Origin of the sequence: Mesorhizobium sp. M7A.F.Ca.CA.001.08.2.1 (assembly GCF_003998455.1) — a bacterium.
GTDB classification, from domain to species: Bacteria; Pseudomonadota; Alphaproteobacteria; order Rhizobiales; family Rhizobiaceae; genus Mesorhizobium; species Mesorhizobium ciceri.
The window spans coordinates 1-13,867 of the sequence record NZ_RZPW01000069.1; the positions used below are offsets into that span (position 1 = coordinate 1).

The 13,867-nt window shown below is 62.0% G+C and carries 13 protein-coding genes and 1 pseudogene; 11 read left to right on the forward strand and 3 right to left on the reverse strand.

Going from position 1 to position 13,867, the window contains the following annotated elements; translation table 11 throughout:
- Window positions 1-275 precede the first annotated feature (275 nt).
- Window positions 276-1,310, forward strand: a complete 1,035-nt coding sequence (locus tag EN914_RS06725; RefSeq protein ID WP_024502555.1) for a LacI family DNA-binding transcriptional regulator — start codon at window positions 276-278, stop codon at window positions 1,308-1,310.
- Here EN914_RS06725 and EN914_RS06730 read toward each other — a convergent pair.
- From EN914_RS06730 to EN914_RS06740, 3 genes are all read right to left on the reverse strand, one after another.
- Entirely contained in the window at window positions 1,307-2,260 is a 954-nt protein-coding gene (locus tag EN914_RS06730) for an alpha/beta hydrolase (protein WP_024502556.1), read from the reverse strand. The genes EN914_RS06725 and EN914_RS06730 overlap by 4 nt on opposite strands.
- A gap of 10 nt (window positions 2,261-2,270) precedes the next feature.
- Complete coding sequence (locus EN914_RS06735; protein ID WP_024502557.1) at window positions 2,271-3,419, reverse strand: Gfo/Idh/MocA family protein; 1,149 nt, start codon at window positions 3,417-3,419, stop codon at window positions 2,271-2,273.
- Window positions 3,420-3,686: 267 nt separating this feature from the next.
- Window positions 3,687-4,448, reverse strand: coding sequence for a DeoR/GlpR family DNA-binding transcription regulator (locus EN914_RS06740; protein WP_013532952.1), 762 nt, complete (start codon window positions 4,446-4,448; stop codon window positions 3,687-3,689).
- A gap of 162 nt (window positions 4,449-4,610) precedes the next feature.
- Here EN914_RS06740 and EN914_RS06745 point away from each other — a divergent pair, with 162 nt between their 5' ends.
- The 10 genes and pseudogenes from EN914_RS06745 to EN914_RS06790 all read left to right on the forward strand — a co-directional run.
- Window positions 4,611-5,411, forward strand: coding sequence for a class I fructose-bisphosphate aldolase (locus tag EN914_RS06745; protein WP_023756676.1), 801 nt, complete (start codon window positions 4,611-4,613; stop codon window positions 5,409-5,411).
- A gap of 3 nt (window positions 5,412-5,414) precedes the next feature.
- Window positions 5,415-6,365 carry a PfkB family carbohydrate kinase gene (locus EN914_RS06750; protein WP_024502558.1) on the forward strand — a complete coding sequence of 317 codons (951 nt, stop codon included), beginning with the start codon at window positions 5,415-5,417 and terminating at the stop codon, window positions 6,363-6,365.
- A gap of 88 nt (window positions 6,366-6,453) precedes the next feature.
- A pseudogene (locus EN914_RS06755) lies at window positions 6,454-7,594 on the forward strand (ABC transporter ATP-binding protein).
- 110 nt (window positions 7,595-7,704) lie between these two features.
- Entirely contained in the window at window positions 7,705-8,952 is a 1,248-nt protein-coding gene (locus EN914_RS06760; RefSeq protein ID WP_024502559.1) for a sugar ABC transporter substrate-binding protein, read from the forward strand.
- A gap of 135 nt (window positions 8,953-9,087) precedes the next feature.
- Entirely contained in the window at window positions 9,088-9,984 is an 897-nt protein-coding gene (locus EN914_RS06765; protein ID WP_023764771.1) for a carbohydrate ABC transporter permease, read from the forward strand.
- A 5-nt stretch (window positions 9,985-9,989) separates the two neighbouring features.
- Window positions 9,990-10,832, forward strand: coding sequence for a carbohydrate ABC transporter permease (locus EN914_RS06770; protein ID WP_013532946.1), 843 nt, complete (start codon window positions 9,990-9,992; stop codon window positions 10,830-10,832).
- A gap of 63 nt (window positions 10,833-10,895) precedes the next feature.
- The gene (locus EN914_RS06775) at window positions 10,896-11,717 is read left to right on the forward strand and encodes a sugar phosphate isomerase/epimerase (protein ID WP_024502560.1); all 822 of its coding nucleotides are present in this window, start codon (window positions 10,896-10,898) and stop codon (window positions 11,715-11,717) included.
- A gap of 11 nt (window positions 11,718-11,728) precedes the next feature.
- Entirely contained in the window at window positions 11,729-12,805 is a 1,077-nt protein-coding gene (locus tag EN914_RS06780) for a Gfo/Idh/MocA family protein (protein WP_024502561.1), read from the forward strand.
- Window positions 12,805-13,623, forward strand: coding sequence for a sugar phosphate isomerase/epimerase (locus EN914_RS06785; protein WP_024502562.1), 819 nt, complete (start codon window positions 12,805-12,807; stop codon window positions 13,621-13,623). Before EN914_RS06780 ends, EN914_RS06785 begins: the two co-directional genes overlap by 1 nt.
- The coding region (locus EN914_RS06790; protein ID WP_164778668.1) for an alpha/beta fold hydrolase at window positions 13,623-13,867 on the forward strand (245 nt) is incomplete at its 3' end. The genes EN914_RS06785 and EN914_RS06790, both read left to right, overlap by 1 nt.

A 13,867-nucleotide genomic window follows, 5' to 3' on the forward strand; every position in this document is an offset into this window, starting at 1 on the left:
GTGATTTCCAAGCCGTGTATGGGCGGCATGGCGACATTTGGCAAGCAGGCCCGTAGCCGAGGGCTGAGCGGCAAGCTTCTGTAGCCTATCCTCGTCGAACTGACGCCATCAGGTTTAAAGCGTTAACAAATAATTTGACGCACGCAATCTTTTTGCATTCTAATGGGAACTGTGAAAATTGACTGAATAAGTTCCGTCGAGCATTGTCGCATCCGGTCAACGGCCGCATGACTGTGGGCGGGGCCGATCGTTGGCAGGGGATCAGGAACATATCGATGGCGGAGAAGACGCACCGCACGATGGACGACTTCGCCCAGGCATGCGGCGTGTCGCGCCCGACGCTGTCCAAATATTTCGACGATCCGGCGAGCGTGAAGCCGGCGACGCGGGCGCGCATCGAAGCCGCCCTGCGTTCCTCGGACTATCAGCCGAACCTTTTCGCCCGCAATCTCAACCGCAAGCGCACCCGCAACATCGGCATCGTCGTGCCGACGATCACCGATCCTTTCTACGCCGAGATGGTCAGCCGCATCGAATTTCGTTGCCGCGACGAAGGCTACTGGCCGATCGTCATCTCCTCGCATGGCTCGCCGAAGCTGGAGGCGGAGTCGGTCAGGACGCTGCTGTCGCTGAAGGTGGCCGGCGCGATCATCGCCCCGCTCGGCCTTGCCTCCGACCGCAGCGTCTTCGACAAGCTCGGGCAGGACATTCCGATCGTCTATTTCGACACCTATATCGAGGGCGATACGCCGTTCGTCGGCAACGACAACCGGCAGAGCGTGTCGACCATCGTCGACTATCTCTGTCGCTCGGGCGAACCGCCGGTCTATCTCGACATTCCGCATGTCAACCACAACTCCGGCGAACGCCAGGAGAGCTACATCGTCGCGATGGAGACCGCCGGCTTCAAGCCGGCCGTCATCGAGGCCGCGCGCGATTACACCTGGGACTTCGAACGCATCGGCTACGAGCAGACGGAAAAAATGCTGGAGGCCGGGACCTTGCCCGGCCGCACCATCCTGTGCGCCAACGATCGTCTCGCCTTTGGCGTAATGGCGGCCGCGTACTCGCGCGGCCTGAAGGTCGGCCGCAGGCCCGATTGCGATCTGCGCGTTGCCGCCCACGACGACCATCCGCTGAGCCGCTACACCTGTCCGGCGCTGACCACCATGGCGCAGGATTTCACCGCCATGGCCGGCCGCAGCGTCGAGATCCTGCTGGCCCTGCTGGACGAGGCCGATCCGCCGAAGCAGGGCATGGCGTGCACCGTCAAGCTCGGTGCCACCCTGGTGATGCGTCAGTCGGCCTAACCGGTCGACGTCGATCCCTCGAAGTGGCGCCAGGCCGTCACCCCCTCGACCACCGCTTGCCGGGCGGCGGGAATATGGCGTCCCATCGAGACGAAGCCATGGATCTGGCCCGGCCATTGCCGCAGGATCACAGGCACGCCCGCGGCCTGCAGGCGCGCCGCATAGGCTGCCCCTTCGTCGGCCAGGATGTCACAGCCGGCAAGCGCCACGAATGCTGGCGCGACGCCGGCAAGATCAGGCGCCAGCAAGGGCGAGACGCGCCAGTCCATGATTTCGTCGGGCGTTCGCACATAATGGTCGCGGAACCATGCCATGGTCGTCGCGGTAAGGCCGAAGCCGTCGCCGAAACGCCGGTAGCTGCCCGATGTCTGCCGCGCGTCGGTGTTGGGATAGATCAGGATCTGCGTCGCAAGTGGTGGAGCGAGCCCATCGCGTGCGAGCAGCGCCAGCACTGCGGCAAGATTGCCGCCGGCGCTGTCGCCGGCAACACCAATGCGCACCTTGTCGATGCCCAGGTCGACGGCATTCTCGGCCATGAAGCGAAGTGTCGCCAGGCAATCCTCGAGCCCGGCGGGAAATTTGTGCTCCGGGGCCAGGCGATAGTCGGGGCAGACAATGACGGCGTTGCCGAGATTGGCCATCAGGCGGCAGATCTCGTCATGTGAATCGAGATTGCCGATGACCCAGCCGCCGCCATGCAGATAGAGCAGCGCCGGCGCTCCGCTCGGCAGTGCGTCGATGCCGCGATGGATGCGGACAGTGATGGGGCCGTTCGGCCCGTCGATCTGCTGTTCAAAGGTCGTCGCGACCGGCTCATGCTCACCTTGCAGCGTCGGGAACGAGGCGTTGTAGGCAGCTCGCGCCGCCGCCACGCTGCCGGTCTCGAATGGCTTGCCGCCGGCTGCACGAGCCATGTCGAGGACGCGCAGCGCATCCGGATCGAGCGTCATGATCATACCCTCAGGCCAGCAGATCGCTGGCCTCTTCCTCGGTCAGCAGGGCCGGCTGGACGACATCGCCCGCGATGGCGACCGAGCCCTGTGTTTCACCGGAGCGCAGGATAGCGTCCATGATCTCCAGTACATGCAGCGCCAGATTGCCGGAGGCGCGCGGCGTGTTGCCGGTCTGAAGCGAGCGCACCAGATCGGCGACGCCGAGCATGCGGTAATTGGCGCGATCGGGCGCCGCATAAGGCCAGTTGCGGGCGCCATAGAGTTCGCCTTCGCTGGCGAAATCCCTCCAGTCGGTGCCGCGTTTCGACAGCGACACGGTGCCGCCGAACGTGTCGGGGTCGGGCAGGCGCAGCGAGCCTTCCGTGCCGTGCAGTTCGATCGGATGGTTGGAGTGGCGAAAGACATCCCACGAGGCGCCGAAGGTGACGGTTGCGCCGGAGCGGAACTCCAGCAGCGACAGCACATTGGTCGGCGTGCCGACCTTGAATGTGGTGTTCTTGAATGGCCCTTCGGCAGTGATCAGCCGCTCCTCCTGGCCGCGCGTCGCCATCGCCATGACGCGTTCGACCGGGCCGAGCAGATTGACCAGCATGGTCAGATAGTAGGGGCCCATGTCGAACACCGGGCCACCGCCTGGCTGGTAGTAGAACTGCGGGTTGGGGTGCCAGTGCTCCATGCCGCGGCCCATCATGAAGGCGGTGCCGGTGACCGGGCGGCCGATGGCGCCGTCATCCATCAGCCGGCGGGCGCGGCGTCCGGCTGCACCAAGGAAGGTGTCGGGCGCCGAGCCGAGCAGCAGCCCGCGCGACCGCGCCTCGTCGACCAGGCGCCGTCCATCGGCGGCCGAGGTGGCGAGCGGCTTTTCGGTGAAGACGTGCTTGCCGGCCGAAAGGGCGGCAAACGAAATGTCGAAATGCGCCGCCGGAATGGTCAGGTTGAGGACGAGATCGATCTCGGGGTCGGCCAGCAGTGCATCGACGCCGAGTGCCCGTATGCCATATTCCTTCGCCCGCAGCGCCGTCATGTCGGCCGAGATATCGGCGCAGGCGCGCAACTCGATGCCGCCGAAGAGAGCGGCATTGCGCAGATAGGTCATCGAGATATTGCCGCATCCGATGACGCCGATCCCGAGTTTCGTCGTTGATATCCCGTGCATTCTCGATCGTACCTCCCAACGCGGTCACCGTCTGCCGAATCCGCCCAGAAGTAACGGATCGCCTTCGCAAAGGGCTATACAACATATTAAATATTGACGCGCGTAAAATTTTTATACAACATGCGAAAATGCTGGCGCGATATCGGGAGGCTGCCAGTCATGGGAGGAGAAAATGACCGACATGAAAAAACGGCCGACCGCCGATGCGGATGCCGTGGGTCATGCGCGCATCGGATATTTCCGCCGCGGCCAGGGACCTCGACGGGGTCAGGCATAGATCACCTTGGCCCCTGTCCTATCAAGCTGGCTGCGTATTGGGCCGGACAGGCCATCGTCGGTGATCACGACATCGACGCTCGACAGCGAAAAGGCCTTGGAGGTTCCGCTGACGCCCCATTTGCTCGAATCCGCAAGGAGGACAACGCGCCGGGCCATGCGCACGAGGTTTCGCTTGGTTCGCGCCATGTCTTCGTTCACGTCGACCACATCCAGTGACGAGTCAATCGCATGCGCTCCAACAAAGACCTGATGCGCTACCAAGCCGCCGAGAGCCGTGTCGGCATCGGTGATCAGCGTGCTTACCGTGTCCGGATAGACCCGGCCGCCGATCATGTGAACGTCGAGCCCGGGCCGATGCATCAGATGCTGCACGATGTTCATCGCCGTGGCCGCGACCACGACATTGCTGAGCGGCGGTAACAGCATGGCAACCTGCATCAATGTCGAGCCGCCATCGAAGATGACCGATTGGTTGTCCTCGAACAGGTCTATCGCTGCCCGGGCGATGCGTTTCTTTGCATCGAGGTTTGTTTGCATCCGCCGGGCGAACGCGGCCGTGGTCGAATCCGTGGTCCGGGTCACCGCGCCTCCGCGGGTCTTGGTCAGCAGTCCCTTGCGATCCAGTATCTCGAGGTCGGAGCGCACCGTGACTTCCGACACGCCAAAATCGTCTGACAGGTCCTTGATGCGAACCTGTCCGCTGCGTTGCACTTCACCCAGGATCGATTGGCGTCTCTGCTCTGACAACATTGGCCTGTCCTTGCCTCCATGCGCCAAGCGATCGCCCTGGCCTCGGTTCACTCTACCGAAAATAGGCGAATTCGAAAGCTTTCGAAAGATTGCATTTGTTATTTCTTTCGCAAACACTGGGTCCAGGATTTTGAAATCAATCAATTGGAGAGTTTTGGACTCATGAGCCTCGGAACCAAGGTGCGCTTGGCGCGCCTCTTCTCACATCCATCGGGGAATCTTTTTGGCGGCGCGGTCGACCACTTTGTCGGCTATGGCGACGTGCGCAAAGGAGGTCTTGCCGACCTGCCGGGTGCGCTTGCACGCGTCATGGTAGGCAAACCCGACTACGTCAGCATCCAGCCTGGCACCGCGCGCCATCTGTGGCCGCAATATGCGGGCAAGGCTTCCCTGGTGATCCAGGCCGGCTGCTTCACCCCAGACGATCGCATCAGTGAACTGATTGCAACGCCCGAGGATGCGGTGCGCGCCGGCGCCGATGCGTTGGCCGTGGCCATTCCGGTGCGCGGCGCGACCGAGGGAAAATACATACGCTGGCTGACCGATTCGGTGAACGCGGCGGCTCGTTACGGCATGCCGGTGGTAGCGCATATCTACCCTCGCGATTTCACCGACGGGGCAAAAATCGTCTTCACCCCCGACGAGATCGCCTATGCGGCACGCATCGGCTACGAGTCCGGCGTCGATGTGATCAAGATCGGTTACACGGGCGATTTCGAGTCGTTTCGAGAGACCGTTCGGACCTGCCCGGTGCCGGTTGTGATCGCCGGAGGTCCGAAGACCGACACGCTGCTCGGCGCCCTTCAGCAGACGGCGGACGCCATCCGTGCAGGCGCGCGCGGTGCCGTGGTGGGCCGCAATCTCTGGGGGCACGGCGATCCGGAAAAGGCAGCGATCGCCTTTCGGGGCGTCATCCATGACGGCCTTTCGGCGCAAGACGCCTTGGCGAAGGCGGGTGCCTGAACGATGCCCGCCGTCCCTTCAATCCTCGGCTTCGGAGCTATTGCGATCGACGACATCGTCTATGTCGATCAGCCGTTGTCGGCGGGCAAGGGGAAGGTTTTGCAAAGTGCCCGAGCTTTCGGCGGAAACGTCGCGACGGCACTTGCCGCCGTCGCGCGGCTCGGCGGAAGCGCCGGGTTCGTCGGATGGCTGGGCAGTGCCGCCGACGACGCCGTGTTGTGCGATCTCGTTGCGAGCGGCGTTGAAACCGCGTTCGCGCCGCGCCACCCGCACGCGCGCCCGGTGCGCTCGCGGATCACCGTCGGTTCGGATGGGGAGCGGTTCATCGCGTATGACGACGAAGCGATGCTGGGCACCGCGCCGGACTTTCCGGACGAGGTTCTCAGCCGCGCGACTGTCCTGATCGTCGACAGTTACGGGATCGGGTCGCTGGATGTCGTGGCTCGGGCTCGCGATCTCGGCCTTGCGATCCTCGGCGATGTCGAATGGAGCCACGGCCCGGCCACCGAGAGACTGATCGGGCTCTGCGACCATCTCATTCTTCCGCTCGGCTTCGCGCGGACCGCCACCGGCCGCCAGGCTCCGGCCGAGATACTCGATGCATTGTGGTTGCCGTCGCGGTCCGCCGTGGTTCTGACGGATGGCGGCAGAGGCGTCTTCTATCGCGGACGCGACGAGACAGGGCTCTGGCACCTGCCTCCGCACCGGGTTGCCGTCGTCGACTCGACCGGCGCCGGTGACTGCTTTCATGGCGCCTATGCCCTTGCATTGACGCGCGGGGCCGACACCGCAGGCCGGGTCGCATTCGCGGCCGCGGCGGCGGCCCTTTCGATAACGGGGCGGGGCGGGCGCGAGGCGCTTCCGACCGACGACCAGGTCAAGGAACTCCTGGCATCGACGAACGCGCCGTCGGCAGTCGAACTGAAATATGCGCGGCTTGATACCGGAACATAGCCTGAACTATCCGAGGAAAATTTCGCAGGTGAGCGTAAGCCGAGGACAATCATAAGAATCAATGGCTTAGACTTGTGGAGGGAGGAATATGGCAGAAGTCGTTCTTGAGAATATCTGCAAGACATACGGGAACAATTTTCACGCAATCGACCAATTGAACCTGTCGGTCAAGGACGGCGAGTTCTTGATTCTCGTCGGGCCGTCCGGCTGTGGCAAATCCACCGCGTTGCGGATGATCGCGGGATTGGAGGACGTCACCAGCGGCAGCCTCCGGATCGGCGGGGTCGACGTCGTCGACATGCCGCCCAAGGATCGCGACATCGGTCTTCCAGAGCTACGCCCTCTATCCGCATATGACTGTGTTCGAAAACATCGGCTTTTCGATGCGGCTGGCAGGCAAGCCGAAGGCCGAGCGCAAAAAGCGCGTGGACGAGATCGCCAAAACCCTTCAACTGACGTCTCTGCTGGACAGCAAACCCGCGAACCTTTCAGGCGGACAGCGTCAAAGGGTTGCCATGGGCCGCGCCATGGTGCGCGAGCCGGCAGCCTTTCTCATGGACGAACCCCTTTCCAATCTGGACGCGAAACTGCGTGTTCAAATGCGCGCCGAAATCACCAGTCTGCAAAAGCAGCTCGGCGTAACGACCATATATGTGACCCACGACCAAACCGAAGCCATGACGATGGGCGACAGGGTCGCGGTGTTGAAAGGCGGCGTGCTGCAGCAGGTCGACGCACCCAAGAGGCTCTATGAATCGCCGGCGAACGCTTTCGTGGCCGGCTTCATCGGGTCTCCTTCGATGAATCTTTTCGAGGCAACCCTGACGGGCGACGAACTGATGTCCGGCGCCTTGGCCGTCCGGCTGCAGGATGCAGCCTTCGTGCGCAGGCCGGGCTTGAGGTCCTATGCGGGGCGCAAGGTCGTGTTCGGGATACGACCGGAGGATCTCTATGACAGCAGGCTCGAATCCGGCCGCAAGTATCAGACGATACCGGCAAAGGTGACCTCGATCGAAGAACTCGGATCCGAACAAATCGTCCATCTCAACATCGACGCGGTCCGGGTGGACTCCGGCGACCCTGACGCGGTGCAGGATTTCGGCCTGGCGTCGAATGCGGTGGCGAAATTCGAACCGGTCAGCACAGTCCGCTCCGGCTCGGAAATCAGCTTGGCCCTGGATGATGCCAAGCTCCATTTCTTCGACCCCGAGACGCATCTGGCAATCTGAATATCAGCGATAAGACCCGCGGGCGAAGGTGAGGCGCCTGCGTAAGGAGACTTCTGAATAATCAGACGATCGGCCGCATTGTGCGGGCGAATATAAAGAAGGAGGAGAAAATGACGTTTCGTATTAAATCCGCGATGCTGAAAATAGCCGCGGCCGCATGGTTGCTTGGCGCAACCGGCGCCATGGCGGATACGACGCTGGAATTCACCCAATGGTGGGAGCCCGAATTGCCGGCTGGCTCGCTCAGGTCAATCATGGATGAGTTCGAGGCGGCAAACCCCGGAATCAAGGTGACGCTGGTCAGCGGCCCCTACGCCACCACGCGAGACCAGATCTCGGTTGGTGCTGCAACCGGAACGCTCAGCGACGTCGTCGGTCTCGACGGCGCCTGGGTGAACAATCTGAATGCGCAGGGCGCACTCGCCGACATGAATCCGATGATGGATGCGAGCGGTTTCGACAAGAGCCAGGTCGCGGATATCATCAAGGTGGACGGCAAGGCCGTGATGTTTCCCGTGGCTTCGTTCGTCTATCCGGTCTTCGTGAATTTGGACCTCGCCGCCAAGGCGGGCGTGACCAAGCTGCCGTCGACCCGTGCGGAGTTTCTCGAAGCCGCCAAGAAGATGACGCACGCCGACCAGAACCAGTATGGCTGGGTGCTGCCCCTGTCGCTGCAAACGCCATCCGGCGTCCAGAACGACATGATGTCGTGGGTTTGGGCTTCGGGCCAGTCGATGATGGCGAGCGGCAAGCCGGACCTTGAGGGCAAACCGGTGGTGGATATGCTCACTTTCGTCAAATCACTCAATGACGCCGGCACCATCTCGCCCGGCATCGCCACCAAGACCGAGCAGGAAAAGGTCGAGGAGTTCGTCAACAACCGCGTCGGGATGATGATCGACTCGCTCGCGCATGTGAACCTCATCCGCAAGCGCAATCCCAAGCTGAACTTCGACCTCATCCCGGTCCCTGTCGTGGAAAACTATACCGGCAAGCGCGGCCTTCCCTATGCCTCCTGGGGCATCGGCATCTCTGCGGCTTCGAAACATCAGGAAGAGGCCTGGAAACTCGTCCAATATCTGATGAGTGAAAAGGTCAACGCCAAGCTCGTGTCGCTTGCAAACGCCTTCCCGGGCAACGTCAACGCCAAGCCCGATTTCGTGACCTCGGACAAGGCTTTCGGCAAGGCTTTTGAAATCTTCAAGACCGGTCATCTCGCCAATGAGTTCACGGGCCTGCCGGTGGCTGAAGACCTGATGACCCAGTTCGACGTGCAAGCCCAGAAGATGCTCGCCGGCGAGCAGTCTCCGGAACAAGCAGCCGCCGCCGCTCAGAAGGGCTGGATGGCGAAATTCTGATCGGCCTGTTCCCGTTTGCTGTCTTCGACCGGGTGACCTGACTTCGGGCAGGCCACCCGGCAACGGATCGGCATTCTGAGTGGACTTGTTTTTGAAAGCTTACCTTCCCTTGAAGGCGTATCCCAAGGTTGGCACATGACCCGGCAAAAGCGCTCCCACCACAAGCTCAAACGAGCGGTCGCACCCTACCTCTATCTGTCGCCCTCGCTGCTGATAATCGGGCTCCTGATGCTGCTGCCGATGGTGACGGTGATTGCCTACTCGTTCCAGAACAGCGCGGTGCTGCGTCGTGACCCATCCTTTGCCGGACTGAAGCACTACCAGGCGATCTTCGACGACCCCGTGTTCTGGGCTTCGCTGTGGCACACGCTCTACTTCACATGCATGAGTGTCATTTTCCACATGACCATCGGCATGGTCTTCGCGCTCATGCTGAACAGCGACCGCATCAATCCGACGCTGCGCAATATTCTGCGCGTGCTCTACATACTGCCCTGGCTGTTCACCGCGGTGATCATCGCCGTGATCTGGCGCCTCCTGCTTGAGCCGAACGGTGTCGTGAACAGTATTCTCATGCAAATCGGCATCATCGGTTCCAAGGTCGAATGGTTTTCCTCGCCTGAGACCGCGCTGCATGCAGTCACTTTTGCCAATATCTGGGCGGGCTACCCGCTCTTCATGGTCAGTTTGCTCGCGGGTTTGCAGGGCATTCCCAAGGATTTCTACGAGGCCGCCGATATCGACGGGGCGAAAGCCTACCAGAAGCTGATCTTCATCACCATTCCGCAGCTGATGCCGATCATCATCAGCATCTCGCTGCTCGACTTCATCTGGACCATGCAGGTCTTCCCGCTAATCTGGATAACGACGGGCGGTGGCCCGATCTACTCGACCGAGGTCCTCAGCACCTACACGTACAAGCTGGCATTCTCGAGCTACAACCTGTCGCAGGCTTCGGCCAGCGCCGTGGTCATCCTGCTGATCTCTCTCGGCCTGACGCTGTTCTATATTCGCTATCAAAAGGCTCGGTAATCACCATGAGGAAAAGGCACACGCCGAAAGACAGGCTGATCACCGTCGCGCTCCATGTAGCGCTTGCAGCAGGGCTCTTTTTCGCGGCATTCCCGATCTACTGGATGCTGAGCAGCTCGTTCAAATCGAATACCGAAATCTTTGCCCTGCCACCAACCATCCTGCCAAAGGCGTTCACGCTGGAAGCGTATGCAGCCATCCTTGGCGACCCGGTAAAGCTGCGCTTCTTCTTCAACAGCTATTTCGTGGCGGGAGCGGTGACCGTGCTGACGGTGCTGATCGCCTTGCTGGCGGCCTACGGGTTCAGCCGCTTCAACTTCCGCGGCAAGGGCAGCCTGAACACAATCATCATCAGCACGCAGACGATTCCGCCGATCACACTTTTGATCCCCTTCTTCGGGCTTGTCGTCTCATACGGTATCTTCGATACCTACGTCGCGCTGATCCTGACCTACCTGGTGTTTACGCTGCCCTACGCGATCCTGCTGATGACGGGATATCTGAACACCTTGCCCCGCGATCTCGATGAAGCCGTGGCTGTCGACGGCGGCAGCAGCTGGACCGCGCTTTGGCGGGTGATTGTCCCGATTTCACTGCCTGGTATCGTGGCGACGTCGGTCTACACCTTCCTGTTGTGCTGGAACGAATTTCTCTTTGCGCTGACGCTGACGAAGTCGACGTCCATGCGAACCGTCCCGATCGGCATCCAGCTGTTGATGGGGCAGCACGCCTTCGAATGGAACCAGATGATGGCGATGAGCGTGCTCGGCTCGCTACCGCTCTTGCTCATCTACCTCGTTGCCCAGAGATACTTCCTCGCCGGTATGACCGCAGGCTCGGTCAAGTAGGATGTTCATCCCACGGCGACGCAGGATGGCATCAATCAATAAGCGGTATCAAGGATTGAAAGGATGAACGTGAAAGACCTCAAAGTCGGCTGCCAGACCTTCACCTGGGAAATGCTGGAAGACCGGTTCACCGGCGGCCCCGACGATCTGCTGAAGGCGATCTCTGACGGTGGCTATGCGGGCATCGAGATCACCAACACTATGATCGGACATTATGGCAACAAGCCGAAGGAGTTCGCCGCCGCGCTGAAGGCGTGGGGGCTGACGCTGGTTTCCTTCGCCTTTGGCTCGAACAGTGGCTTTACGTTGAAGGAGGAGATCGGCGCCGACCTCGAAACCGCCAAACGCTGGATCGATTTCGCTGCCGCCTTCCCGAATGCGCTGGTGTCGATGGGCTCGGCGACGGTGGTGTCCGACGGCCCGCGTGAGGATAAGTTCGCCATTGCGGCCGATGTCTACAACAACGCCGGCGAGATCGGACGCAAGGCCGGGGTCCAGGTTGCGGTGCATCCCAGCTCGCACCACAACACGCTGCTGTTCGACCGCGCCGATTACGATGCGATCTTTGCCTTGCTCGACCCCGACCTGGTCGGCTGGGTACCGGATACCGGCCATATACTGCGCGGCCACAAGGACATGTCCGATACGCTGCGCACCTACCGCGACCGCATCCGCTACATCCACCTCAAGGACGTCGATGCCAACGGCAGCTGGGCCATGCTCGGCAAGGGCGTCTGCGACACGCCTGTTGTCATCGAGATCGCCAACACCGCACCGCGCTTCAACGGCTGGCTGGTGCTGGAGGAGGAATCCGAAACGGCCGCCGCCGATCCCGCCGGCGCGGTCAAGACCAACCGCCAGACAATGCGCAGCTTGGGCGCCTGAAGATCGAGACGATGATCAAAAAACAAGACAGACGCCTCAGGGTCGGTGTGCTCGGCTGCGGTCCCATCGCGCAGTTCGCGCATCTGCAATCCTGCGTGAAGGCTGGGAATGCCGACCTCTACGCCATCTGCGACGCGGCACCCGATCTGCTCGCCCGCATGGGCGCCACCTACGAGCCGCAAAAGATGTATGCCGACTACGACGCCATGCTCGCCGATCCCGAACTGGAAGCGGTGATCGTCGCCACGTCGGACGCCTATCACGTGCCGATGTCGATCAAGGCGCTCGATGCGGGAAAGCATGTCCTGTGCGAAAAGCCGATCGGCACCTCGGTGGAGGAAGGCGAGGCACTGGCGCTGGCGGTCAGGCGCTCGGGCAAGGTCCTGCAAGTCGGTCACATGAAGCGCTTCGACCCGGCACTGGAGGCGGCGCGCGACTTCGTCCGCGATGAAATGGGCGAGGTGCTGGCGCTTAAGGCCTGGTACTGCGATTCCACCCATCGCTACACCAACACCGATGCCATTCAGCCGCTGCCGGTCACCAGCAAGCTGGCGAAGAAGCCGACCGGCAATCCCAAGGCTGATCTCAGGCAATATTTCATGCTGGCGCACGGCTCGCATCTCGTCGACACGGCGCGTTTCCTGTGCGGCGATATCGTTGCCGTGCGCGCCCGCCTCAATGAGAAATTCGGCGCCTATTGCTGGTTCGTCGAGACCGAGTTCGCCAGCGGCGCGCTCGGGCATCTCGATCTTACCGTCGCCGTGCGCATGGACTGGCACGAAGGTTTTCAGCTCTATGGCGAGAACGGTTCCGTCATCGCCAGGACATTCAACCCCTGGTACTTCCGCGCCAGCGAGGTCGAGATCTTTTACGAGAAGACCTCCACCGCCCACAAGCCGCTCGGCGCCGACGGTCATTTCTTCCGCCGCCAGCTCGAAGGTCTTGCCGACACCGTGCTCACCGGCACGCCGATGCGCGGCGCCAATGTCGAGGACGGCATCGCCTCGATCCGCGCCATGGTCGCCATCGCGCGTTCGGTCGAGACAGGTGAACGGGTCGAACTCGCCTCGGTTTCGGGAGCGGTCTGATGCGTCTCGGCATTTTCGCCAAGACATTTGCCGGCACAGAGCCGGCTGCCGTGCTGACGGCGGTTAAGCAGGCTGGCTATGAGACGACGCAGTTCAATCTAGCCTGCGCCGGCCTGCCATCGATGCCGGATGTCGTGCCGGCGGAAGCAGTCACTTCCACCCGCGCCGCAGCACAATCGACCGGGGTTGCACTCGCCGCACTGTCGGGCACCTACAACATGGCGCATCCCGACAAGGCTGTGCGCGACGACGGTCTTCGCCGTCTTGCCGTCGTCATCGAGACGGCGGCGGCCCTCGGTATTCCGCTGGTCACGCTCTGCACCGGCTCGCGCAACGCCGCCGATCAGTGGGCGTATCATCCCGACAATAGCACGCCGGCGGCCTGGTCCGACATGGCCGCCGAGATGGAGAAAGCGCTGGCGGTTGCCGAAGACGCCGGCGTCGATCTCGGCATCGAGCCCGAGCAGGCCAACATCGTTACCTCGGCCAGGGACGCGACCAGGCTGATCGCCGAAATGGGATCGAAGCATCTGAAGATCGTGCTCGATCCGGCGAACCTGTTCGAGCACGCGACGCCACACGAAGCGCGCGCCATCGTCGCCGCCGCGATCGACGAGGCTGCCGGCCATATCGCCATGGCGCACGCCAAGGATCGCTCTGGTGACGGCCGCTTTGCCACCGCCGGACAAGGCATCGTCGATTTTCCGCATTTTGTTTCACGGCTGAAGGCAGCGGGCTTCGACGGATCGCTCGTCACCCACGGGCTGTCCGCCGATGAAGCCCCCGGCGTCGCAGCCTTTCTGCGGGGACTCCTCTGATGGTCGCCGCGCCAACGATCCTGCTTCGCGACGATGCATCGCTTCGTGTCTTCGACACGGGGCAGGGCAGGCCTCCCGTCGTCTTCCAGCACGGCCTCGGCGGTGATGCGGCACAAGTGGCGCAGAACTTTCCCGATGGTCCTTCATACCGCCGACTGACCGTCGAATGTCGCGCTCAGGGCGGCTCCGGCGCCGGCAGCAAGCGTCCTTTTTCGATCGAGATGTTCGCCGACGACGTGTTGGC

Excerpts from the sequence above, each read along its gene's own strand:
- EN914_RS06725 (WP_024502555.1), top strand. The coding sequence starts at position 276 with ATGGCGGAGAAGACGCACCGCACGATGGACGACTTCGCCCAGGCATGC.
- EN914_RS06730 (WP_024502556.1), bottom strand. The coding sequence starts at position 2,260 with ATGACGCTCGATCCGGATGCGCTGCGCGTCCTCGACATGGCTCGTGCA.
- EN914_RS06735 (WP_024502557.1), bottom strand. The coding sequence starts at position 3,419 with ATGCACGGGATATCAACGACGAAACTCGGGATCGGCGTCATCGGATGC.
- EN914_RS06740 (WP_013532952.1), bottom strand. The coding sequence starts at position 4,448 with ATGTTGTCAGAGCAGAGACGCCAATCGATCCTGGGTGAAGTGCAACGC.
- EN914_RS06745 (WP_023756676.1), top strand. The coding sequence starts at position 4,611 with ATGAGCCTCGGAACCAAGGTGCGCTTGGCGCGCCTCTTCTCACATCCA.
- EN914_RS06750 (WP_024502558.1), top strand. The coding sequence starts at position 5,415 with ATGCCCGCCGTCCCTTCAATCCTCGGCTTCGGAGCTATTGCGATCGAC.
- EN914_RS06760 (WP_024502559.1), top strand. The coding sequence starts at position 7,705 with ATGACGTTTCGTATTAAATCCGCGATGCTGAAAATAGCCGCGGCCGCA.
- EN914_RS06765 (WP_023764771.1), top strand. The coding sequence starts at position 9,088 with ATGACCCGGCAAAAGCGCTCCCACCACAAGCTCAAACGAGCGGTCGCA.
- EN914_RS06770 (WP_013532946.1), top strand. The coding sequence starts at position 9,990 with ATGAGGAAAAGGCACACGCCGAAAGACAGGCTGATCACCGTCGCGCTC.
- EN914_RS06775 (WP_024502560.1), top strand. The coding sequence starts at position 10,896 with ATGAACGTGAAAGACCTCAAAGTCGGCTGCCAGACCTTCACCTGGGAA.
- EN914_RS06780 (WP_024502561.1), top strand. The coding sequence starts at position 11,729 with ATGATCAAAAAACAAGACAGACGCCTCAGGGTCGGTGTGCTCGGCTGC.
- EN914_RS06785 (WP_024502562.1), top strand. The coding sequence starts at position 12,805 with ATGCGTCTCGGCATTTTCGCCAAGACATTTGCCGGCACAGAGCCGGCT.